At 65.8% G+C, this 23,428-nt stretch carries 19 protein-coding genes; 7 read left to right on the top strand and 12 right to left on the bottom strand.

What is annotated here, in order from left to right; translation table 11 throughout:
* On the bottom strand, window positions 1-999 hold the full coding sequence (locus tag GUY30_RS06380; RefSeq protein WP_167195172.1) for a stage II sporulation protein M: 999 nt from the start codon (window positions 997-999) through the stop codon (window positions 1-3).
* Between the two features lie 134 nt (window positions 1,000-1,133).
* On the opposite strand from GUY30_RS06380, the gene GUY30_RS06375 reads away from it, so the two are divergent.
* Window positions 1,134-1,958 (top strand): RDD family protein, encoded by an 825-nt coding sequence (locus GUY30_RS06375; protein WP_228281755.1) that lies wholly within the window; start codon window positions 1,134-1,136, stop codon window positions 1,956-1,958.
* Between the two features lie 79 nt (window positions 1,959-2,037).
* Here the strand turns inward: GUY30_RS06375 and ahcY are convergent, their stop codons facing one another.
* From ahcY to GUY30_RS06360, 3 genes are all read right to left on the bottom strand, one after another.
* Window positions 2,038-3,498, bottom strand: coding sequence for an adenosylhomocysteinase (gene ahcY / locus GUY30_RS06370; RefSeq protein ID WP_167195169.1), 1,461 nt, complete (start codon window positions 3,496-3,498; stop codon window positions 2,038-2,040).
* Between the two features lie 165 nt (window positions 3,499-3,663).
* Window positions 3,664-5,148, bottom strand: coding sequence for a phosphohexomutase domain-containing protein (gene manB / locus GUY30_RS06365; protein WP_167195167.1), 1,485 nt, complete (start codon window positions 5,146-5,148; stop codon window positions 3,664-3,666).
* Window positions 5,145-5,501, bottom strand: a complete 357-nt coding sequence (locus tag GUY30_RS06360) for a DUF3499 domain-containing protein (RefSeq protein ID WP_208091496.1) — start codon at window positions 5,499-5,501, stop codon at window positions 5,145-5,147. Before GUY30_RS06360 ends, manB begins: the two co-directional genes overlap by 4 nt.
* Window positions 5,502-5,589: 88 nt before the next feature.
* Here GUY30_RS06360 and GUY30_RS06355 point away from each other — a divergent pair, with 88 nt between their 5' ends.
* Window positions 5,590-5,952, top strand: coding sequence for a metallopeptidase family protein (locus GUY30_RS06355; protein ID WP_167195161.1), 363 nt, complete (start codon window positions 5,590-5,592; stop codon window positions 5,950-5,952).
* A 38-nt stretch (window positions 5,953-5,990) separates the two neighbouring features.
* Here GUY30_RS06355 and GUY30_RS06350 read toward each other — a convergent pair whose 3' ends face one another.
* Together GUY30_RS06350 and GUY30_RS06345 are read right to left on the bottom strand one after the other, a co-directional pair.
* A complete protein-coding gene (locus tag GUY30_RS06350) occupies window positions 5,991-7,448 on the bottom strand; it encodes a DUF5719 family protein (RefSeq protein WP_167195159.1) in 1,458 nt (485 codons plus the stop codon).
* Window positions 7,445-9,370, bottom strand: a complete 1,926-nt coding sequence (locus tag GUY30_RS06345) for a hypothetical protein (RefSeq protein ID WP_167195156.1) — start codon at window positions 9,368-9,370, stop codon at window positions 7,445-7,447. Before GUY30_RS06345 ends, GUY30_RS06350 begins: the two co-directional genes overlap by 4 nt.
* Between GUY30_RS06345 and GUY30_RS06340 the strand changes: the two genes are divergently transcribed.
* On the top strand, window positions 9,339-9,962 hold the full coding sequence (locus GUY30_RS06340) for a hypothetical protein (RefSeq protein ID WP_167195153.1): 624 nt from the start codon (window positions 9,339-9,341) through the stop codon (window positions 9,960-9,962). The genes GUY30_RS06345 and GUY30_RS06340 overlap by 32 nt on opposite strands.
* Window positions 9,963-10,540: 578 nt before the next feature.
* Here the strand turns inward: GUY30_RS06340 and GUY30_RS18235 are convergent.
* Window positions 10,541-10,981 (bottom strand): WhiB family transcriptional regulator, encoded by a 441-nt coding sequence (locus GUY30_RS18235; protein ID WP_456061984.1) that lies wholly within the window; start codon window positions 10,979-10,981, stop codon window positions 10,541-10,543.
* A gap of 348 nt (window positions 10,982-11,329) precedes the next feature.
* Here GUY30_RS18235 and GUY30_RS06330 point away from each other — a divergent pair, with 348 nt between their 5' ends.
* The 4 genes from GUY30_RS06330 (at window position 11,330) to GUY30_RS06315 (ending at window position 14,656) form a co-directional block, all read left to right on the top strand.
* Complete coding sequence (locus tag GUY30_RS06330) at window positions 11,330-12,457, top strand: coenzyme F420-0:L-glutamate ligase (protein WP_167195151.1); 1,128 nt, start codon at window positions 11,330-11,332, stop codon at window positions 12,455-12,457.
* 73 nt (window positions 12,458-12,530) lie between these two features.
* Window positions 12,531-13,223, top strand: a complete 693-nt coding sequence (locus GUY30_RS06325; RefSeq protein ID WP_167195148.1) for a hypothetical protein — start codon at window positions 12,531-12,533, stop codon at window positions 13,221-13,223.
* Complete coding sequence (locus GUY30_RS06320; RefSeq protein ID WP_039212669.1) at window positions 13,211-13,981, top strand: CoA transferase subunit A; 771 nt, start codon at window positions 13,211-13,213, stop codon at window positions 13,979-13,981. Before GUY30_RS06325 ends, GUY30_RS06320 begins: the two co-directional genes overlap by 13 nt.
* Window positions 13,982-13,993: 12 nt before the next feature.
* Window positions 13,994-14,656: a 3-oxoacid CoA-transferase subunit B gene (locus tag GUY30_RS06315; protein WP_167195145.1), complete on the top strand. Its 663-nt coding sequence runs from the start codon at window positions 13,994-13,996 to the stop codon at window positions 14,654-14,656.
* A gap of 490 nt (window positions 14,657-15,146) precedes the next feature.
* Here the strand turns inward: GUY30_RS06315 and manA are convergent, their stop codons facing one another.
* The 5 genes from manA to purE all read right to left on the bottom strand — a co-directional run bounded on the left by manA (window position 15,147) and on the right by purE (window position 23,396).
* Window positions 15,147-16,466 (bottom strand): mannose-6-phosphate isomerase, class I, encoded by a 1,320-nt coding sequence (manA, locus tag GUY30_RS06310; protein WP_167195142.1) that lies wholly within the window; start codon window positions 16,464-16,466, stop codon window positions 15,147-15,149.
* Window positions 16,467-16,755: 289 nt separating this feature from the next.
* Complete coding sequence (locus GUY30_RS06305; protein ID WP_167195139.1) at window positions 16,756-19,548, bottom strand: NlpC/P60 family protein; 2,793 nt, start codon at window positions 19,546-19,548, stop codon at window positions 16,756-16,758.
* Between the two features lie 265 nt (window positions 19,549-19,813).
* The gene (locus tag GUY30_RS06300; RefSeq protein WP_167195135.1) at window positions 19,814-21,334 is read right to left on the bottom strand and encodes an LCP family protein; all 1,521 of its coding nucleotides are present in this window, start codon (window positions 21,332-21,334) and stop codon (window positions 19,814-19,816) included.
* A 347-nt stretch (window positions 21,335-21,681) separates the two neighbouring features.
* Window positions 21,682-22,830 carry an acyl-CoA dehydrogenase family protein gene (locus tag GUY30_RS06295; RefSeq protein ID WP_167200751.1) on the bottom strand — a complete coding sequence of 383 codons (1,149 nt, stop codon included), beginning with the start codon at window positions 22,828-22,830 and terminating at the stop codon, window positions 21,682-21,684.
* Window positions 22,831-22,868: 38 nt separating this feature from the next.
* Window positions 22,869-23,396 (bottom strand): 5-(carboxyamino)imidazole ribonucleotide mutase, encoded by a 528-nt coding sequence (gene purE / locus GUY30_RS06290; RefSeq protein ID WP_167195133.1) that lies wholly within the window; start codon window positions 23,394-23,396, stop codon window positions 22,869-22,871.
* Window positions 23,397-23,428 lie beyond the last annotated feature (32 nt).

Below are 23,428 nucleotides of genomic sequence, written 5' to 3'. Positions count from 1 at the left end.
TCAGCGGTTGGTGGAGATGACCGAATATCCGGCCTGGTGATCGTCCAGATCGGCGCTGAGGCCGGCCGCGGCAGCTCGTCGGCCGAAATGCCAGGCGTAGATGACGACCGCGGCGGTATAGGCCACGCCGATGGCGATCTTGAGCGCCGGCGGAATCGGGTTCGGGGTCACGAAGCCTTCGATGAGCCCCGAACCCAACAGCAGCAGCACGAGGCCGCCGGCGACGACGAGCAGCGACCGAGCCTCACCGGCGAGCTTGTCACGGCGCAGCCTGGGCCCCGGCACCACCCAGGCGAAGAACAGACGGAGACCCGCGGCAGCGGCGAGGATGATGCAGCTGATCTCCGGGATCCCGTGCGGCAGGATGTAGAGGAAGAAGTCGGAGGCGCGGTCGAACTCGAACATCATCGCCCCGGAGAAGCCGACGTTGACCGCGTTCGAGAACAGTCCGACGATGACATAGGCGCCGGTGATGCCGAGGAGGACGAATTGGACGGCGATCCACGCATTGTTCGTCCACACTCCGACAGCGAAGAATCCGTTCGGGTTCTCCTTGTAGTAGTCGACGAAATCGTGTTCGGCGAACTGCCGCCGGAACTCACGATCGCCGAAGGTCTCGAGCACTTCCGGATGCGTTCCCGCCCAGATCCCCGACAGGACGGCCACAGCGAGGAACCCTGCGGCCACGATGACGAAGTCCCAACGCAGCCGATACAGCGACAGCGGCAGGCTGATGACGAAGAAGCGTGCGATCCCCGACAGTCCCCCGCTGGGCACGGAGGAGAGATGATTCCGGGAGCGGTGGACGATGGCCGAGAGCCGGGCAGCTTCGAGGGAATCCGGGGCGACGGTCGTGATCCGCGAAAGATCCTTCGACGCCGCCCGGTAGAGCTCAAGGAAACGAGTCGTCTGCTCGGGCGTCAGCGTGTTCCTCTTCGCCAATGCCGACAGCTCCAGCCAGTCATCGCCGTGCAGCTGGGCCAGCAGGTTCGGATCCATTCCTCCACCCTATCGGAGACCAAGCTCGGGCACCTCCGACGAGACGAGCGGCTCACGGCATGCTCTGGGCGAAACGCCCGCCTCGGGGATGGAAACGCCCGCCCCGGGACCCAGCGATATGACACGATGGTCGAGTGAGTACTCTGATCACCGGTGAAGCCGTCGAACTCAATGTCCAGCCGGCCGCTCTGGCGGCTCGGGCGCTGAGCTGTCTCATCGACTACATCGTCTATTCGCTGGTGAATATCGGACTGCTGGTCGCCATGTTCTGGCTGATGCTCGAGGTGCTCGATCTCAACGGACTGCTCCTCGGCTCGCTCATGACCGTCATGACGATCTTCGTGTTCGTGCTGCTGCCGATGCTCGTCGAAGTGCTCAGCCACGGTCGGTCTCTGGGCAAACTCATCCTCGGCCTGCGTGTGGTCCGCGACGACGGCGCTGCGGTGCGGCTGCGGCATTCCTTCATCCGCGCCCTGCTGTGGCCGTTCGAGATCGTCTCCACCGGCGGCGGCATCGCGGCTCTGTCCGGGCTCCTCTCACCGCAGGCCAAGCGCCTCGGCGACTATCTGGCCGGAACCATCGCCGTGAGCGAACGCAGCCGACCTCTGCCGCCCATGCACACCCATGTGGCTCCGCACCTGCACGACTGGCTGCACCGCACCGACGTGACATCGATCCCCGACGGTCTGCATCGGCGCATCGTCCAATTCCTCGCCATGGCACCGCAGCTCGGCGCGGAATCGCGGTGGCAGCGGGCCATCGAACTCGCCACCGAACTCAATCCCTATGTGGCTCCGGCACCGCCGGAGGGAACGTTCCCCGAACAGTTCCTGTCCGCGGTCATCCACCGGCAGCGTATCGCGGAGACCGAGAAGCAGCGCCGACGTGCGGACCGTGCTCATGCGTTCCGGTCCGGAGTCGACGCCCTCCCCTACGGCCTCCACCTCACCCGCCGCTGACTCGATCAGCGCCGGCAGGGCTCGGTCAGCCGCGGGGTCCTGCCGGCGTCAGTACTCAATCAGCAGCGGCAGTACTCGATCAGTACCGGTAGTGCTCGGGTTTGAACGGTCCCGCCACGTCCACACCGATGTACTCGGCCTGTTCCTTGCTCAGCTCCGACAGCTTCGCGCCGAGAGCCGGCAGATGAAGGCGCGCCACCTTCTCGTCGAGTTCCTTCGCCAGTCGGTGCACCGAGTTGCCGTAGTCGGCGTGGGCGTTCCACAGCTCGATCTGGGCGAGCACCTGGTTGCTGAACGATGCGCTCATCACGAACGACGGATGACCGGTGGCGTTGCCCAGATTGAGCAGGCGTCCCTCGGAGAGGACGAGGAAGTCCGTGCGATCGCGGTCGAGTCCCGCCTCGGCGGTCACGGGCACGCTCCACTCGTGGACCTGCGGTTTGATCTCGACCTTCTCCACTCCGGGCAGGCGGGACAGACCGGCGAGATCGATCTCGTCGTCGAAGTGACCGACGTTGCCGACGATGGCGCCGGGTTTGAGCGTCTGCAGCACATCGACGTCGACGACCCTGGTGTTGCCGGTCGTGGTGATGATGATGTCGGCCTGGGGAGCCGCCTCGGCGAGGTGGTCGACCTGGTAGCCGTCCATCGTCGCCTGCAGCGCACAGATCGGGTCGATCTCGGTGACGATGACGCGCGCACCCTGCCCGCGGAGGGCCTCGGCCGCACCCTTGCCGACGTCGCCGTAGCCGACGACGACGGCGATCTTTCCGCCGATGAGGACGTCGGTGGCACGGTTGAGTCCGTCGGGCAGCGAATGGCGGATGCCGTAGCGGTTGTCGAACTTCGATTTCGTCACCGAGTCGTTGACGTTGATGGCCGGGAACGGCAGTCCGTCCTGCTCAGCAAGGCGGTAGAGGCGGTTGACTCCCGTCGTCGTCTCCTCGCTCACGCCCTTGATCCCGGCGGCCAGGCGAGCGAACCGGCCGGGAGCGGCCTCGATGGACGCGACGATCTGCTTGAGCAGGACCTTGAACTCCTCCGGGTCCTCGGCACCGGCGGTGGGCACTCCCCCGGCGGCTTCGAATTCGGTGCCTTTGAGCACGTACATGGTGGCGTCGCCGCCGTCGTCGAGGATGAGGTTCGGTCCGTCCGCGAAGTCGAAGATCTTGTCCGCAGCCCACCAGTACTCTTCGAGGGTCTCGCCCTTCCACGCGAAGACCGGGACACCTGCCGGGGCTTCGGGAGTGCCGGAGCCGACGACGACGGCCGCTGCGGCCTCGTCCTGAGTGGAGAAGATATTGCAGCTGGCCCACCGGACTTCTGCGCCGAGTGCCCCGAGGGTTTCGATGAGCACTGCGGTCTGCACGGTCATGTGCAGGCTGCCGGCGATGCGGGCCCCGGCCAGCGGTGCGGTCGAGGCGTATTCCTCACGCAGCGCCATGAGGCCCGGCATCTCCCTTTCGGCGAGGCGGATCTGGTGTCGGCCGGCCTCGGCCAGGCTGAGATCGGCGACCTTGAAGTCAGTGGAATCGAGCACGGTACCTCCATACGGCGGGCTGTCTGATCGGCTTCGAGTCTATTGCCGAGCAGGCGGCTTGTCGCGTCGCGCCCGTTCTGCGGACTGCGAATGCCTCCGGTGGACGGTCATCGACGGTGCCGCGGAGATCCGGCTGCCGGAGTTCGGGATTCAGGCGCACCGGCTTCAGGCGCGAGCGGTGACGAAGTCCGTGACCTGGCGGGTGAGCGCGTCCAACTGCTGCGAATCGGCGGCTTCGACGTTGAGTCGGACGAGTGGTTCGGTGTTGGACTTGCGCAGATTGACCCACCAATCCGCCCCCTGCAGACCGATTCCGTCGAGGTCGTCGACGGTGTTCTCGGGGAAGTCTCCGGCATGCGCGGCGAAGTCGGCGAGCACGGCGGCGGGGTCGGAGACGGTGAAGTTGATCTCCCCCGACTGCACGAAACGGTCGTAGTCCGCGACCAGACGGGAGGCGGGAGCGCGTGATTCGGCGAGGGCGGCGATGAGGTGGCAGGCGGCGAGCATGCCCGAGTCCGCTCCGTAGAACTCGTCGAAGTAGAAATGCGCGGAGTGTTCGCAGGCGAAGACCGCACCGGTTTCACGCATGAGGGTCTTGATGCCCGAATGACCGACCTTCGACCGCAGCGCGTGTCCGCCCGCGGCGGTGATCGTCTCAGCCACGCTGCGGGAGGTGATGAGGTTGTGGATGACGGTGGGCCGGTCATCGCCGAGTGCCCGGGCCCGTGCGATCTCGCGTTCGGCGACGAGTGCGCCGACGGCCGAGGCCGACATCGTCGCTCCGGTCTCGTCGATGAAGAAGCACCGGTCGGCATCCCCGTCGAAGACGAGCCCCAGGTCGGCACCGTGGTCGACGACCGCGCGTGCGGCGTCGACGAGATTCTCGGGTTTCAGCGGGTTCGCTTCGTGGTTGGGGAAGGTGCCGTCGAGTTCGGTGAAGAGGCCGATGACGTCGAAGGGCACCGAGACGGCTCCCGCGTCCGTGCCGAAGACCTCCCCGAGGAGGCGTCCGGCCATGCCGTTTCCGGCGTCGAGCACGATCGTCAGTCCAGTGACCTCATCGACGTGGGTGAGTTCGCGGATCCGTGCCGCGTACTGCTCACGCATCCGGGATGCCGCGTTCTTGTCCTCGTCGATGCTCCGGCCGTCGGAGTGCGGTGCGATGATCGCGAGCTCTCTGACTCTCGAGAGACCCGAGGCCAGGCTGACGCCGGCGGCTCGGGGTCCGCAGATCTTGATCCCGTTGTAGTCGGCCGGGTTGTGGCTGGCGGTGATCATGGCGCCGGGCAGGTCGAAGATGCCCGAGGCGAAGTAGAGCTGGTCGGTCGAGCACAGCCCCAGCAGCACGGCCTTCGATCCGGCGGCATCGACTCCGGCGGCGAAGGAGTGGGCGAATCCGGGAGAGCTCGGTCGCATATCGTGGCCGATGACCACCTCGGTGACGGTGTGGATCTCGGCCATCGCTCGCGCCGTCGCCCAGCCGAGGGCGAACAGGATGTCGTCGTCGAGCTGATCGGGAATGCGACCGCGGATGTCATAGGCGCCGACGGCGGCATCGAGGGCAGCCGTCCGGGCGCGTCCGAGTTCGGAGTCGGAGGGGGTCTGCGGTGCGGGATCGGCCCCAGTCGATCCCGATCCGGGGTGACTCATGAGTCGCCGATGATGCGCAGGTGACCGTGTCGGCGCCCCGTGGCCGCCGGATCGTCTGCTGGTCCCGGCGCGGTCCGGGTCGGGGTCTGATCGGCACGGTCGGCAGCTTCGCGAACGGCGTCGGCGATGGCCAGCAGGTCATCGTGGCTGCGTTCGGGCGGGGCCTGCCCGGAGTCGATGCGGATGAGCTGCCAGTCCACGGGTGGGGTCAGCTTCGCCGCATGTTCGGCGCACAGGTCATGAGCGCCCGGCTCGGCTCGCCTGCCCAGAGGTCCGATGACGACGGTCGCATCGGCGTGCACGTACGTCATGGTGGCGGCGGCAGGGCGCGAACAGCTGACTTTTGAACACATTCTCACGGCTGACACAGTCCCACACTCTACACGCCGCGCCCCGCCGATTCGCTCAGGCACGGCGGCCTCGCACGTAGAATGAAGTGCTATGAGACCAAGCCGACATCGCGACCGACACGGACGGGGTCTGCGGTCTCCGTTGTACCGGGCCGAGGTGCCCGCGCGGCTGAGTCGGGCGGAGAGCTTCGCGAAGGTCGCAGCCGCAGAATTCGCCCGGATGCGCGGGCGCGAACCCGATCTCCTCGCCGAGGTGGTGCTGGCCGTCGATTCGGTCCCGCCGGCGAGTTCGACCGAACCGAGCTTCGGCCGGGTGTTCCCGGCCGCCGGTGATCGGCCCACCCATATCGTCCTCTACCGGCGGGTGATCGAAGATCATGCCGGCGGCGAGGCCAGGGATGCGCTCATCGCCGAGGTAGTCGCCGATCAGGTCGATATCCTCCGTCGCGCTTGATCAGACGGCACACCGAGGCGGCTCGCCGCCGCGGCTACTCAGCCGAGCCGGATGTCCCGGTAGGCGACACCCGCCGGAGCCGGCGCCGGGACGACCGTGGAGATTCCGTCCTTCGTGGTGACGACGAGAGTCGCATGCACCCCGTCGGCCTGCGAACCCGAGGCCTGGGAACCCTTGAGGACGAGCGCACGCACCGAATCCTCGGAGACGTCGCTCGGGTTGAGCACGGTCGTGCCCGTCGGGTTGAGATCGATCGACTGCGGATCGGTCAGCGAGCCGTCGTCGAGCATTCCCTGCACCTGCACCTGCCCCTGACCGGGCGAGAGCTGCAGGGAGGACTCACCGGTGCGAGGAAGTGCCAGGATCTGCGTCTCGGCGACAGGGTCGGTGGACGGGATGCTGCCGAAGTCGGCGGCTCCGTTCTCGCCGTCCTTGCCGATGAAGGCACCCGCTTGGACGCGCTGCGATGATTCGAGGACGACGCTCGTGGTGTCGAGGTCACCGAGATCGGCTTCAGCGACGCCGCGGCCGACCACGGTCATCGAGGAACGGGGAATGTCGATCTCGCCGTCGGGACCATATGCCTTCAGGGACACCTCGGCGAGGTTGCTGCCCGGGTTCGCGACCCGCACTCGCACATCCTTGCCGCTGAGTCCGGTGAGCACCTGTTGGCGATCGGCCCCGGCGCCGCCGGCGGCGAGGTCGATGCCCTGCGGCTTGAGCCCGTCGAGGACGGTCTCCTGGATGGATCCGGCCAGCACTCCGCCGTCGACGGTGACGTCGACGGCCAGGGCGTCGGCCCCTCCCGCCAGTCCGCCGAGCGGAACGGCGCGCTGCTCACCGGCCTTGATGCTCAGTTCGGTCGGTTCAGCGGTTTCGCCGCCGGGAGTCATGAGAGCGACCTTCGCCTGGACGGGAACGTCTCCTGGGTTGCTCAGCAGCAGCTGGGAGTTCGACCCGGTGGCACCGGATCCTGCGACGATCCGGAAGCTGCTCGCCGCCTGGGCGCAGGTGAGTGTGGCGAGGCCCGTGAGGTCACCGGAGCTGCCTTCGACGGTCTCGAGGCCGGTTGTCAGCGCGGGGGCACCGGGGCGGGCGAAACCGGTGACGAGCTTCGTCGAGTCGATGCTGTCGTCTCCGGAGACAAAGCCCTGGCCGGAGGGATTGTCGAAGTCGATCGACCCGCCGAGATCGGCGACCTGCAGTCGCGCCGAGGAGGTCGATCCGTCCGCAGCGCCGATCGGCGCGGAGGCGGAGACGACGCGGGTCGAGACCTTCGAATCGTCGACGAATTCGGGGTCGGTGCCTTCAGCCTCTCCGGCGGTGAGCAGCGGCCCGGGGCAGACCACGCGGGTGTCCGCGGTGGGCATCCGCACCTGTTCGGGACTGCGGTCCAGAGTGCCGGGGGTCAGCGGGGTGAGGAACGACGTCGTGGCCACGAGCACTCCGGGCACGGCGATGGCCGCGAAGGTGACGATGCTGCGCTGATGCTTCATGCTTTCTCCTCCCGGCGGCCGGGCTTCGCCGTGTTCCCTGCCCGACCGAAGGGAATGGCCACGATGAGGCTGAGCAGTCCGAACACCCATCCGGCGATGACGCCGACCGGGTAGAGCGGTGAGTTCAGTGAGATCTCGACGTCTCCGCCGGCGGCGGGGAGGTCGAATTCGCTCGCCCAAGCCTCTTCCCCGGGTTTCGGCTGCGGCAGCGGCTCACCGTCGATCTTCGCGGTGATTCCGTCGGCGGCATCGGCGATGGTCAGGGTGCGTCCTTCTTGGCCGGCCGGCACCTTCGCAGTCGTGCCGCTCATCGTCGCCGTGGAGACCTGTCCTTCGGATTCACGGATGAGGAATCGTCCGCTGTAGGGCTTGTCGACGCGCCACAGCTGTCCCGACGAGGTGGGGCCGACCGGCAGCAGGCCCTCCGAGACGGACACCGAGTTGGTCAGACTGCCGGCGTTCTGACCGATGAGAACGAAATCGACTCCGAGTTCGCCGAGGATGCCGCTGACGTCACCGGCGTCGTCGGCCGAGAGCGCGGACGCCGCCTGAGCCACGAGCACCTGGTCGGACGTGATCGGCAGGGGGCGCCGCTGCCACGGCCATCCCCCGACGGTTTCGGCCGAGGTCACCGTCGATGTGCCGAGAACAGTGCCGTCATCGGAGGAGACGAGGGTGGCCAGGACCTCTCCGTCGACATTGTCCAGACGGAGAGTCCGCGCCTGCGTCGCCCCTTCTGCACGGTCGGCGGCCAGGGCGGGGACGGTGCTCTCGGAGGTCGCGGTGACCGCCTCGGCCGAGGATGTGGAGCGTCCGGCGCCGATGGCGATGAGCCCGATGGCAGCCACGGTCACGAGCCCGACGAGTCCGCGCATGGGCAGCCGACTGGAAGCCGCTGAGGTTCCCTTGGCCGCACTCTTCGCGTCTGTCGAGCCGGCAGTCCGGGTCCGCCCGGGTCGACGACCGGCCGTGCGGTCGGCGCCGAGGGACAGCAGCAGAATCGATCCGAGGCTGACCAGCGTCAACCCCGCTGCAGGGTAGGAGCCGATGAGGTGGAACGGTCCAGTCTGCGCGGGCAGGTGCACTTGGATCGCGGCCAGGAGGAGGCCGCCGAGGTAGAGGCCGACAGCCCAGGACAGGCGGGAGAGTTCGAGCCGCGCTTCGATGAGGGTGAAGAACGCCAGGATGAGCATCGGCAGGAGGAGGACCGGCACCCAGAGCTGGAGGATGTCGGCAGAGACCTCGCCGAGTCCGAGGCTCGAGATCAGGTCTGCCAGCCAGGTCATGTCGATCGGAGCGGGGAACCCGACGGCCAGGAGGTAGGTCGGCGCAGACTCCGCGGCGATGGTCTGCCCGGGCATCGTCAGCAGGGTTCCCGGTTCGCGGACCACAGCCCACAGCCACGGCCAGCCCAGGAACACGGTCGGGGCGAGCAGCCACAGATGGCGCAGGCCGCGACCTGCCACCAGAAGCACTGCGGTGCCGAGGACCGTGGCCAGCAGAAGGAGCGGGACGCCTGCGGTGATGACGAACAGCAGCAGGCCTGTGCCGGCGGCCGCGGCGATCGATCCGGTGGTCAGGCTGCGGCGCAGAGTCACCGCCACCAGCGGTGCGCAGATCCAGACGAAGACCACGCCGAGGCGGCCGTCCGACAGTGCGGTCGTGAACAGCGGCGACGCGATCCACAGCAGAGCGGCGAAACCTCGGACCCACCGCCGGGCCAGTACGCTGCCCGCACCCGCGTAGGCGCTGATGGCGGCCGCGATCGGTGCAGCCAACAGCAGGGAGCGGACCATGACGTCGACATGGCCGAAGAAGAGGAGGGAGAGGACGCCGAGGACGAGGTGATAGGGGGTCGGCAGGCACTGCCGCACCGGTCGAGACGTCGAGGTGCCGGCCGAGCAGGCGGTCGACGATCTCACCGAGGCCGATGTCCGTCGACCCCAGGGCGCCGCCGTCGAGGTGACCGGGGCCGAAGAGTCGGTAGCTGATGACACCGCTCATCACCACGGCAGCGAGGATCACATAGGTCAGGGGTGCGCGCAGCAGGCTGGAACCGCCGGTGATCTCCAGTCGGGAGAAGGAGTCGATCGCCTCCTCGGTGTCGCCGACCGGATTGAGCTCCGCATCGGCGTCGGGGCCGCCGGTGGGCACCTCTGCAGGACGCGGGTCGTCGGTCTCACCGCTCATCGTCCGGCGTTGGACGGCGAGTTCTTCGTCATCGGCGAAGAGCGCGGCAACGTGGGCGGTGTTCGATCGTTTGGCCACTCGGTTGCGACGTGCGTTGGCCCGCCGCAGCGGGGCGGTGGTCGACACGTCCGTGGGAAGTCCGAAGAGTGCCGAGAGATGCCATCCGGCGGGGCGGAAGTTGTTCGACAGCAGCCCGCCGAGGATGCGGCCGATATGGCCGATCGCGAGCAGGCAGAACAGGGAGAACAGTCCCTGTCCGGCGAGGCTGAGACGGTATCGCTGCTCGGTCCGGATCTGGGCTTTCGACGTCGGCGGGTGGGGTGAGGAGCCGAGTCGGGCGGCCGAGGTCGCGGAGATCTCCATCCGCGCACGCGGTGCCAGCAGCACGCGGGCGCCGAGGTCGCGCAGACGACGGGAGTATTCGAGTCCGGAGTAGGCGGGGCCGAGCACTCGGGAGGGTGCGCCGATGCGCTCAAGTTCCGTGGTGGCCATGAGCAGGCCCGGGAGGTCGAGACCGAGCGTTTCGATCTGACTGTCGCGCTGGCCCTGATCGATCTCCCCTGAGCCGACGGGGTTGAAGCGCTCCCCCGCCGAGGTGGTGCTCACTCCGGCGGAGACGATGCGGCCGGAGCACATGAGCTTCGGTCCGACTGCGGCGATGGATTCCGTCTCCCCGATGGCGTCGAGCAGCTCATCGAGACAGTCGGGTTCGGGACGGGAGTCAGGGGTGAGGAACCACAGGAAATCCGATTGCGCGATCTCCGGCATCTCGCCGGCTTCGCGGACCGTCCGTCCCCCGAGATCCACCACGGGGATCTCGGGGAAGTGCGGACGAAGAGCCGTTTCGAGCTCGACCTTGCTGGCATCGTCGCCGGAGACGACGACGATGGTGACGGCTTGACTCACACGACCTTTTTCTTGAGCCGGCGGCGTTCGCGTTCGGACATTCCGCCCCAGATGCCGAAGCGCTCATCGTTGGCGAGAGCATATTCGAGGCATTCGGAACGGACGTCGCAGGATGCGCAGACCCGCTTGGCCTCACGAGTCGATCCGCCCTTCTCCGGAAAGAACGCCTCGGGGTCGGTCTGCGCGCAGAGGGCCTGGTCTTGCCAGGACAGTTCGCCGTCTTCTGCGGCGCCCAGGAGCAGCGACAGCGGAGAGACCGCGGAGTTGTCCGGCTGCAGCGGCGTCAGATCACTCGGATCGACGGCCAGCGGATCCGGCAGCGTCTCGGGTGTGCGTGCTCCAGGTTCGATGAACCAGTCTTCGGCACGGCGGGAGGTGACTCCCGGTGCGGCGGTGAAGTCTTCTCCCTCCCGCCATTCTCTCTGTGCACTTTGCACGGTTTTCCCCTTTCTCACGCTCGAGCAGGTCCGTTGCCGTGACTGAGCCGATCAGTCCGATGTACGGTCGAATCCACAGGATCCATGCTCGGCGCGTTCCCCTTAGGTATAAATTACACGCGTGTCATTACCGCCCCGTCAAGCCCTTATGGAGTACTGAGACACCCCTTGAGACACTATTCGAACAGGCGTTCACATGCACACGCGCCCAGAACCCCATATATAGGTCATGGCCCGGTCACGCGGCACAACCTGTGGGATCCGCCTGAACAAACCTGGAGAATTTAGAAAGTAGGCGTCCACAATGGGATTATGGAGGAATGAGAGTGGAATCACCGGTGGCCTGGCATGAATGATCGTCTGCTCACCGTCTACGCGCCTCCCGTCGAAGAAGAGATCGCGCAGGGTTCCGACCTCTCGGCGATCCTCATCAACGCTCTGCGGCGCAACCGCATCGACCTCAAGGACGGCGATATCCTCGTCGTCGCATCGAAGGTCGTCTCCAAAGCCGAGGGACGCCTGCGCACAGTCGCAGATCGCGCCGAATTCGAGGAGCTCGTCGCACAGACCGGCACCCACCTGGTCGCTGAACGCTCCTATCGCTCCGGCACCACCGTGCAGGTCGTGCGCACACCCGCAGGCACCGTGCAGGCCGCAGCTGGTCTCGACCAGTCGAACTCCGGCGGTGCCGTCATCCTCCACCCGCTCGACAGCGACCGGTCCGCCGATGGACTGCGTCAGCGGGTCGAACAGGCCTTCGAGGTTCGCATCGGTCTGGTCATCTCGGATACGAGCTCACGGCCATGGCGGGTCGGGGTCGGTGATATCGCCATCGGCCTGTCCGGGTTCTCCGGCCTGGACGACCAACGCGGTCGCCCCGACGACGACGGACGCGTCCAGACCGTGACCGTCCGCGCGATCGCCGACGAGATCGCCGCGGCCGCCGACCTGGTCAAGGGCTCCTCGCGCGGACTGCCCATGGCGTTGGTCCGCGGGGCCGGCGGATACCTCGACAACGGTCGTGAAGGTGCCCGAGCGCTGTCCCGCGACCTCGGAGAGGACTGGTTCCGTCACGGCCATGTCGAAGCCATTCAGCGGGGACTGGGTGTCACCGATCTGCCCGGCAGCGCTCCGGCCGGGGACAACAGCGACGACATCCTCGAACGGGTTTCCCGAGCCATCCGGGTCGTCCGCGCCGGGCAGTCCCGGACTCCCGGCCATGCTGCGTGGCGGATGCGCATCGAAGGGTCCGGGTCGCGTATCACGCTGAGCCCCTCCGATTCGCCGGCGACCGCTCAGTCGGGCGGCCCGCCGCTGCTCGAGGCGATGGTCGGGCTCGGATCTCTCGTCGAACGACTCCATACGGCTCTCTTCGCCGAGGATCTCAGCGCCTCCACGCGCTATCACTGGGTCGATGGTGAGCTCGGGGCCTTCCCCCGCGGGGTGACGATCGACATCGGCCTCATCGTTCCCTGACCCACCCGACACAATCCCGGCTCCCCCGACAGACAGCCCCGGCCCCACCCGACAGACAACCATGGAAGCGGATATGGATCTCTCAGCCATCGCGCACACCGGCGGACCCGTCCTGATCTGGCGCGGACCCGATTTCGATCGCCTCGACCTCACCGGACCGGTCGTTGCGAATTGGGTGAATAAGGGAGTCGGTCTCTTCGGCGACTACGACCTCGGCCCGGACTTCACTCTCTTCGCTCCCCTGCCGGAGGGCCTGCACTGGCGAGAACTCGTCGCGATCCTCAGCGTTCTGCTGGCCGGTGGCCGCGTCGTCATCGCAGCAGAGGCGCCGGAAGAGGACTTCATGGCCTTCGTTCCCTTCGGCCATGAGGGTGATGACACGGTGGCGGATGCCGATGAGGTCTTCGTCTTCAATCCCCCGGCCCTGGCGTTAAGCACTCCGGTCGATACCGACTTCATCGATGTCAACTCCGCCATCCGGGCCTATCCCGATGTCACGGCGCGCCGCCTCGAGGCATCCGGGACCCTCGACATCGACGGACAGGTCATCGACTGGATGAGCACCGCGGGAGCCGACGGCACCCGTCCGCAGGGACTGCTCGTCTCGAACTCGACTCCGCTGCCCGGCGAATGGCCGCGCCTTCTGCAGCACCTCCTCAGCGGTGGTGAGGTCCTGCTCACCAGCAGAGTCGACGATGCTCGCATCACGGACCTGGCCGACGGGCTCGGAGTGGTCCATGGCACACTGGGCCCATGGACAAAGTAGTTGATACCCCCGCAGCAGCGGTGGCCGACATTGCAGATGGATCATCGATCGCCGTAGGCGGCTTCGGTGTCGTGGGCGTGCCTGAATTCCTCATTCGGGCGCTCCAGGACCAGGGAGCCAAAGACCTCGAGGTGATCTCGAACAACGCCGGCGTCGACGGCCGCGGACTGGGAATCCTGCTCGCCGACGGACGACTCCGCCGCATCATCGCCTCCTATGTCGGCGAGAACAAGGAATTCGCCCGTCAGTACCTCTCCGGTGAACTCGAGGTCGAACTCACCCCGCAGGGCACCCTGGCGGAGAAGCTGCGCGCAGGAGGAGCCGGGATCCCGGGCTTCTACACCATCACGGGCGCCGGGACGCAGGTCGCCGAGGGCGGCATGCCGTGGAAGTACGACTCGGACGGCAACGTCGTCAAAGAATCTCCGGCCAAGGAGACGAAGGTCTTCGACACCTTCGGCGAAGAGAAGGAATACGTCCTCGAGAAGTCGCTGGCCCCCGACTACGCACTTGTGCGCGCAGCGATCGGCGACCGGCACGGCAACCTCGTGTTCCATTCCTCGGCGAGGAACTTCAATCCCCCGGCCGCGCAGTCGGCTCGCATCACCATCGCCGAGGTCGAAAAGCTCGTCGAACCCGGTGAGATCGATCCGGACATGGTCCACGTGCCAGGCGTCTTCGTCCACCGCGTGGTGCCGCTGACGCCCGAGCAGGTGGCGGACAAGCCCATCGAGAAGCGCACCGTACGAGAAGCCTGAGGAGACACAGAAATGTCATTGACACGCAATCAGATGGCGGCCCGTGCCGCCCAGGAACTCGAAGACGGCAGCTACGTCAACCTCGGCATCGGCATGCCGACCCTGGTTCCGAACTTCCTGCCCGAGGGCGTCCACCTCGTGCTTCAGTCGGAGAACGGCCTGCTCGGCGTCGGCCCCTACCCGACCGAGGATGAGATCGATCCCGACCTCATCAACGCGGGCAAGGAGATCGTCACGATGAACCCGGGCGCCGCATACTTCGATTCGGCGGCGAGCTTCGGCATGATCCGCGGTGGTAAGATCAACGCCGCGATCCTCGGCGCCATGCAGGTGGCCACGAACGGCGACATCGCGAACTGGATGATCCCGGGCAAGATGGTCAAGGGCATGGGCGGTGCGATGGACCTCGTCCACGGCGCCCAGCGCGTCATCGTCATCATGGACCACGTCGCCAAGGACGGCTCGCACAAGCTGCTGAAGTCCTGCGAGCTGCCGCTGACGGGCAAGGGCGTCGTCGAGCGCATCATCACCGATATCGCCGTCCTCGACGTCAGCGGCGACTCCTTCACCCTCGTCGAACTCGCCCCCGGTGTGACCGTCGACGAAGTCAGGGAGAAGACCGGCACCGAGGTGATCGTCCCCGAGGACGTCCCCACCATCGAGGTCGCCGCCTGAACCACCGGCGGAGCCTGATTCACAGGTGACCGACCACGGTCCTTAGGTGAGAAGTGGTCACGATGGGATACAGACTTTCGCTGTCAGTATCCCATCGTGACCACTTCTTTCATGTGTGGGCGTTCTGACCTCACACCTGCCGGCGATCAGGCAGCGTCGTCTATCAGACGTCGGTGGCCGGCAGGCAGCGCCAGCTATCAGACAGCGCTGGCCGACAGGCCGTGCCGACCCTCTGACAACGTCGGACGCTGCTCAACTTCGTTGAAAACCAAAATTGTTGGGTCGATCCACGGTGGTTTCGGCGAGGAAATCACCGTGGATCGACCCAACAATCTCTGTTCAGGGTCCTGCACTCCGGTTCGCAGGGGTGACAGGGGTGGGGAGCAGGCAGTCGAGCTCGGCGGCGGGTGACAATCGAAAGTGCGAGCTCAGCTACTGGTAATTGCAGAGAGTGCGTCCTCAACAGCCGGTGACGGCGGAAAGCGCGGGCTCAGCGGCCGGCTGCTCCGGAGTTCAGACCAGTGGTCCCCACGAACAGGTCGCCGTGACCATCGGCCGTGACCGTCGGTTCGTTGGCCGCGATGAACGCGCTCTGCCCACGTTCGAGCGTGAGGGTCGAACCGAGCGAGCTGAGTGTGACAGTGCCCGCGGTGCACAGCGCGATTGCCGCGCCCCGACGCTCCACCGTGGTCATCCGCGGGCAGCGCAGCGCCTGCAGAGCGAAATCGTCGGTGGGCCCGAGCAGCATTCCCGAGTGGTCGGGTTCGACCATCCGCGGTGCGCCGGAACGGAATTCCGTGATCGTCGCCAGCTGTTCGATGTCGACGTGCTTCGAGGTCAGTCCCCCGCGCACGACGTTATCGCTCGAGGCCATGATCTCGATGCCCGTGCCGAAGAGGTAGGCATGCAGCACACCGGCTTCCATGGTCAGCGCCTCACCCGGCTGCAGGTGGACCCGGTTGAGCATGAGTCCCACCAGCGCACCCGGATCGTGGGGGTAGTCGGTGACGAGTTCGCAGAACGTCTGCGCCGGGTCGACCGCGCTGCCGGAACGGCTGATGTGCCCAGCGGGCAGCTCGCCCATTCCGTGGGCGGCCACCTCGTCGACGAGCCCCGAAGTCCGCGGATCGCTGAGGATGATCTCGACGGCGCGAGACAGCGCTTTCGACTCGCTGAAGGACTTCAGCGCGCCGATGATCGCTCCGAGAACGTCCAGGGACGGCGGGGTCAGCGGCTGGGAGAGCATCCGTTCGAACGTCGCCCGCACGGCCTTACGCGGCCGGAATCCCGTGAGCGCGTGGAAGTCGGTGAGCGCGTAGATGAGTTCCGGTTTCGCCGAGGCGTCCTTGAAGTTCCGATTGGGAGCGTCCAGCGCCGGTCCGGCCTCCTCCTCGGCGGCGAATCCTGCCCGGGCCTGTTCGCTGTTCGGGTGCACCTGGATCGACAGGGCCTTGCTGGCCGAGAGCACCTTGAGCAGGAACGGCAGTCGTGCACCGAAGGATTCGAGCGAATCATGCCCGAGCAGACCCTCCGGGTCTCCCGCCAGATATTCGATGAGGTTGGGTCCGAGCCGTGGCTCGGCTTCGGTCGCCACGCTGCCCGCCGTCGCCTGCCCGCCGAGGCGGTTCTGCCTATCTAGCGGAGCCTGGGTCCGCGTGTGGCCGACGTCGAGTCGAGAGGGACTGACCGGGTGGGCTCCGAGCCAGAGTTCCGCGCAGGGGGTGCCGTCCGGAACAGTGCCGAGGATCGCGGGAATCGCCTCAGTGCTGCCCCATTCGAAGTTTTTGACCGTGTTGTGCAGACGATGCACTGCGGGCCCCCTTTGACAGGATCGAGTCGGATTCACATCCGGTGAATACCGGGTGTGCTCCGTCCAGCCTAATCCCACCACAATGCGCGAAGCAGGCACTTCACTGACTGTTCAGCCGAAGTCACAATCTATTCACCGCTTGTCACCTGGGCTGATGTTTTCTCCCCGGTCAGGGCCTCCCGCATAATCGTGGGGAGAACCAGACAGTGCCCCGAGGGAGATCCACAGTGGGATCGCCCTCGGGGCACTGACTCTCGGACGCTGAACGCCCTGTCTTCAATGCCGGATATCAGCCGACGACGCGGATGACCTTGGCTCCACGATCGAGCATCCAGCTGTAGCTGCGCTTCGTGGTGTTCGACCGCGACGAGCCGGCGTCGTACATCTGGCCCTTGGTCTCGGAGATGATTCCGATGTGCCCCGGGATCCAGATCAGGTCGCCGGGCTTGGCGTCCTTCAGCGAGATCTCCTTGCCGGCATACCGCTGCTGGCTGGTTGTGCGCGGCAGTTTGATGCCGTTCTTGCCGTAGACGTACTGGGTGTATCCCGAGCAGTCCCAGCCGGACTTCGGCGAGGTGCCGCCCCAGACGTACTTGACGCCGAGGTTGGCCTTCGCATCCTTGATGATGGACGCACGCTGGGCCGCGATCTTCTCGGCCTTGCTCGGCTTGTCCTTCTTCTTGTCGTCCTTCTTGGAGTCGTCCTCGGACTTATCGTCCTTTTTGGAGTCGTCCTTCTTGTCGTCCTCGGACTTATCGTCCTTTTTGGAGTCGTCCTCGGACTTATCGTCCTTTTTGGAGTCGTCCTTCTTGTCGTCCTTGGACTTGTCGTCCTTCGAGTCCTTGTCGTCTGCAGAACCTTCCCCGGAGTCTGCAGGCGACTTGTCATCGGAGGAATCGTCTCCGGGCGGTGTCGTGCCGCCCGGAGCATTGTCGTCGGTGACTCCGCCGGCAATGGATCCCTTGGGAGAGAACTCGGTGGTTCCGTAACCCTCGGCCCAGACCAGACGTGCTCCCTGGAAGAGCTGCTCACCGCGGCCCTTCTTGTAGACCACGTCCGACTTGGGGTAACCGAGGTGACCCTTGACGGTCCCCTTGTCACCCCAATACTTCATGATGGTGCCGGAGGTGTAGTGAGCGCCGGTGTCCTTCGACCAGTAGAACGAGCCCTTCTCGAAGCGCTGCGCGGCGCCCCCGCCCTTGAGGCCGCCCTTCTCCGCAGAGGTGGGCAGCCCCAAGTCGGTGACTGCATCGCCCTTGTACGCCGAAGCGATCGCTCCGGACAGGTGGTAGGCACCGGTCTTCTTGGACCAGTAGACGGTGCCCTTCTCGAACTTCTGAGCCTTGGCGCCCGAGATGCCCTTGACGCTGTATTCCTTGCCGAGAGCCTTGCCGAGCTTGTGCTTCTCGGCATACTTCTCGATCGAGGTCTTCGGCTTCGGCTTCTCGGTCTTCTTGTCGTCGTCCTTCTTGTCGTCCTTGCCGTCGCTGGGCTGTTCGCCGGTCTTCAGGATCGAGTTGACCGTCGAGCGCATCTCGCCCATCTTGGCGTAGAAGGCGTCACCCGGGCAGTCGGTCTGTCCGAGGTCGCGGTGTCCGACCATGTTCGACGAGGAAGCCTTGGAGATCCCGTTGAGCGAGAACTTCCAGGCGATCGCCGAGGCGACGGCATCGCGGGTCTTCTTCGGCGGGGCCGAGCTGTTGTAGGTGCCCAGCACGGAGATGCCGAAGGTTCCGGTGTTGTGTCCGGCGACGTGGGCGCCGATGACGGCCTTCTCGATGTCACCGCCGCGGGCGTGCCAGAGACGTCCGTACTTGTCTGCGACGACGTTGTACCCGATGTCGTCCCAGCCGCGGCCCTGCTGGTGGTAGGCCTGGATACCGCGGATGATTCCCGGAACGTCGGCAGCCGAGTAGCTGTTCGAGCCGGAGGTGTGGTGGACGACGGCCTGCTTGATGCCGCTGGCGTAGTCGGGGCTGCCGTTGTACGCCTTGGCACCCCACGAGCTGCGCGAGCCGATCTTCGGCTTCGACACCTTCTTCGCCACGGTGTCCACCGTCGACGATCCGGGCACGTAGTTCTGGTTGGTCACCGTCGCACCGGCTGCGGCATCGACATTCTCAGCAGCTGCCGCCTCGGCGTCGGTGGAGTCTTCGGTCGGCTGCGCCGGTGCGGATTCGGCACCGGCGGAGTCGCCGCCGGCCTGGCCGGGAAGCTCGACAGGATCGTTCTCGGCGACGGCCTGAGCGTCTCCGGGGCCCTGCTTCGAATCGACGAGCACGAGTTCGGCCTCGCTCGGTGCGGAATCACCGAGGATGCGCATCTGAACAGCGGAGGCGTTCGACACCGTCATCGGCTCCGAACCCTTGTTCTGGGCCTCTTCCTGCTCCTCTTCGTCCAGGGAGTTCCAATTGCCCCATTCCGATCCCTGCTTGGTGCGGACCTGGATGCGGATATTGGACTTCGATTCGGAGAACGTGAAGCCGATGAGACTCGGGTTGTCGTCCGGAACGTCGAGGACATCGGAGATGAGAGCGATATTCACTCCGTCTTCGGTCTTCTGACGGACCGAACCGGAGATGTCGTCTCCGTCCTGAGTCTTCGACTCCTCGGACGAATCCTTCGCACCCTCGTCCCCGGCATCGTCGGACTTCTCGTCCTCCGACTTCGGGGCCTCGTTCTCTGCGCCTTCGGCGGGAGCCTGCTCGGATGGAGCCGACCCCGCGGACGGTGCGGACTCGTCGGCACCGGAGGTCAGTCCGGCGGAGACGTTGTTGACCGAACCCGTCGTCGCCGACGCGGAGGCGTTGACGATATCGGGCACCTTGGTCGAGGCCAGGGCCGTCTGCGACTTGAAGATATTCGGCAGATTGCTCGTGGCGCTCTGGTTGGCGGCAGTGGCGTTGGAATCACTGGAATCGCGGGCACCGGGGACCTTGAGTCCCTCTTTGCTGACGTTCAGCGCCTCTTTGGATACATCGGGCGACGTCGCGGCTGCTGAAGCCGTCGGGGCCGAGACCAATAAGGTGCCGACCAGCGCTACGGAAGCGCAGCCCGCAACAGTGGGCAATACATATTTCATCGTTACAGCCTTTTCGAGGAAGACAGGGAAGTTCAGGCCTCGAGGTCCCCTGCACCGTTGGCAGAACGGTGGGCAACCCCAACATCTCAAAATTGTTACACATTTTCGGCGTGTCAGACTAGCCACAGAGCAGAATATTCTAATTACACGAGTGTGGTTCCCAGTATTGGCAGGGGACACACCGAGCAAAAGATTTTCCAGGAATCGTCTTGGGATCGACCGATTCGGTCATCGACCCGATCACGATCGGTCCCATGACGGCGCCTTACGGCACGTAGCAGATCGCCTTTGCGTCGGCTTCTTCGCCATTGTCAGCAGAGGTGTCGCCGGCACCCTGTGCCAGCAGCTGCGGCCCTGAACCGGGGTTCGGATCGAGTCCCGCATCGACTCCGGCGCCGGCTGACAGGTCGCTTTCGGGAACCGAGAACGCGTTTTCGTCCTCTTCCGAGGACTTCGACGACTCCTCGATCTTATCGGCAACCAGCTGATGTGCCACATCGAAGTCGGGCTGCGACGGTGTGATGCGAGGTGGGGTGAGGTCGACGGATTCGATCTTCTGTGACTTCACCTTGAGCGCGAGGTCGACGAACGAGTCCACCTGAGATGACGGGATATCCGTCGACACAGCGCCCGGGGTGGCTTTCGCGATCGACTGGTAGCGGGTGAGAACGGTGGCCGGGTCGAGCTGTTTGACCATCGCGGTCTGCACGCAGCGCTGGCGGACCATCCGCTCGTAGTCGCTGGAGAACTCGCGGGACCGCGCGAACCATAGCGCATGGAAGCCGTCGAGCTTCTGCTTGCCCGGTTCGATCCACCCCTTCACCGGCCCGTGCTGGCCCGTGTTCGGATCGACCTTCGACGAGATCGGCACCCGCTTGCCGGAGACCAGAGTGATTCCGCCGAGGGAGTCGATGAGGTTCTCGAACCCTTTGAGGTTGATCATCGCGTAGTACTGAACCTCGAGACCGGTGGCACCCGAGACGGCGTCCATCGTCGCCTGCTCTCCGGCCTTCTTCGGGTCCTCGAACTCGTCCTTGTGCCGCTCGCCCTGCTGGAAGACGGCGTTGAGCAGACACTCGTCCCCGCAGTTGTATCCCTGCGGGTAGTGCTTGTGCAGCGGAGAGTCGTCGGGGAACGGTACGTTCTCCATATTGCGGGGCAGGCCGATGATGACGGACTTGCCGGTCTTCGCATCGATCGAGACCAGCGACAGGGAGTCAGGGCGGATTCCCGTCCGACCCTTTCCGGCGTCCGAACCCAGCAGCAGGATGTTGTAGCGGCCGTCGACGGGCTTGAGCGCCTTGCCCGAGGCGAACAGGTCGCTCATCAGTCCCCGTTGGGAGTTGAGGAGCGTCGTCCCGTAGGCCAGTGGTCCCACGACGATGAGCACGAGGGCGCAGAAGGCCGCTATGAAGCGCTTGCGGGCTCTCCGCGAGATCGTGACGAGCCGGATGCGGCGCAGGGTGTCGAACAGGCACACCGTCCAGTTGACGGCGATGACGGGCACCCAGATGGTCAGGAAGGTGAGAATGAACGGGTTCGTGCCGATGGTGAAGAGGAACGTCCGGCTGATGAGGACGATCACTCCGGCGATCAGGGCCAGGATCCAGCTGATGGCGGTGATCGACAGTGAGATCTTCGCCCAGCGGCGATGACCGAAGAGGAGCTGCACTCCCCCGGGCACGATGGCCGTGACGAGCAGCAGGAGCCACGCCCGCACATCACGCGTCGGCTGCGAAGCATACGACGGGTGGCGGATCGGGTCCACATATCTCGTTTCGGCCACTGACTTCCCTTCGCTTCGGGCTCTGCTCACGGACTGATTCCGACGTCGACATCCGCGGGTGGCCACGCACAGGTCGCTTCGCCCTTCGGGTGCCCACAGCAGACTACTGTGCCAAAGGCACTTCAGAGTCCACTGTGTTCACCTATTGTGTCGCGTGAGAACCGTCGATTCCGGCACATCCGCGCCGCGCATGTCGCATTCGTCGCGTGTGCGATTGTTCACAGACCGAAGAACGGGTGCTGCGGACTCCCTTCCGGGGAATCCGCAGCACCCGTTCGACACAGCCCGGTGCGATGCACCTCCGGCCGACGCCGTGCGCGGCCCTGGGCACAGGCTTCGAACCCGACTCAGGCGATGAGCTTGCGTCCCATCACCATGCGCTGGATCTGGTTGGTGCCTTCGTAGATCTGCGTGATCTTCGCATCGCGCATCATCCGCTCGACCGGGTGGTCGACGACGTAGCCGGCTCCGCCGAGCAGCTGCACGGCGTCCGTGGTGATCTCCATCGCGGCGTCGGAGGCGAAGGCCTTCGCGGCGGCACCGAAGTAGGTGAGGTCATCGTCGCCGCGCTCGCTCTTGGCGGCGGCGGTGTAGGTGAGCTGACGTGCGGCCTCGAGCTTCATGCCCATATCGGCGAGCATGAACTGGATCGCCTGGTTATCGGCGATCGACTTTCCGAACTGCTGACGATCCTTGACGTAGGCCAGGGCGTAGTCGAGCGCGCCCTGAGCGATACCGACGGCCTGCGCGGCGATCGTGACTCGGGTGTGGTCGAGGGTGCGCAGGGCGATCTTCAGACCCTCCCCGGGCTCGCCGACGATGCGGTCGCCGGGCAGGCGGACGTTGTCGAAGAGGAGCTCTCGGGTGGGCGAGCCCTTGATACCGAGCTTGCGCTCCTTCTCACCGAAGGTGAAGCCCTCGTCGGACTTCTCGACGACGAAGGCGGAGATGTTGCGGCCGCGTGCTCCGTCGGGGTCGGTCACGGCCATCACCGTGTAGTACTCGGACTCTCCGGCGTTGGTGATCCAGGTCTTGACTCCGTTGAGGATCCAGTCGTCGCCGTCGCGTTCGGCACGGGTCTTCATCGATGCGGTGTCGGAACCGGCTTCGCGCTCGGACAGGCCGTAGGAGAATCCCGCTTCACCGGCGGCCACGGACGGGAAGTACTTCTTCTTGATCTCTTCGCTGCCCCCGAGCTGGACCGGCATGCTGCCGAGCTTGTTCACGGCCGGAATGAGCGACGACGAGGCGCAGCCGCGTGCGACCTCTTCGATGATGATCGCCACAGCCAGCGCATCGGCGCCCATGCCCCCGTACTCTTCGGGGATGTGCGCGGCGAAGAAGTCCGTCTCGACGAGGGCGTCATGCGCTTCCTGCGGGTACCGGGAGTCCGCGTCGACCTCGGCGGCGAACGGCGCGATCTTCTTCTCGACGACGTTGCGAACCGCTGCGCGGATCTCTTCGTGCTCTTCGCTGGGCTGGTAGAGGTCGAACATCATTCTCCTAAGACTTATCAAACGTTCAGCAAGAGCTATTATTCCTGCAGTGCCCGTCCTTTGTCGAGAGCGACCTGCCGCAGCTGCCCCCGATAGTCGTCGAGACGGGACCGCAGAGCCTCGGCTTCGGCCCCCTGACCGGCCCCGAGGATGCGTGCCGCCAACAGGCCCGCGTTCTTGGCGCCGCCGATCGAGACGGTGGCCACGGGAACTCCGCCGGGCATCTGCACAATGGACAGCAGCGAGTCCATTCCGTCGAGGTACTTCAGCGGCACGGGGACGCCGATGACCGGAAGAGAGGTCATCGAGGCGATCATTCCGGGCAGGTGGGCCGCTCCCCCGGCTCCGGCGATGATGACGCGGACTCCGCGATCGGCCGCGGACTTCGCCCAGTCGATCATGTCCTCGGGCATGCGGTGGGCGGAGACCACCTCGGCGCTCGATTCGATGCCGAGCTCGTCGAGAGCTTCGGCCGCGGCCTTCATCGTCGGCCAGTCCGAGTCCGAGCCCATGACGATGCCGACCGGAGCCGCCGTCGGAGTGGAGCCTTCATTCGCTGTGGTCATCTGTGCTTCCTTCGTTGCAGGCGGTTCGGTCC

It is taken from the genome of Brevibacterium pigmentatum (assembly GCF_011617465.1).
Classification (GTDB): domain Bacteria; phylum Actinomycetota; class Actinomycetes; order Actinomycetales; family Brevibacteriaceae; genus Brevibacterium; species Brevibacterium pigmentatum.
Note: the sequence above shows the minus strand (reverse complement) of the source record. Positions and strands in the feature narration are given on the sequence as shown.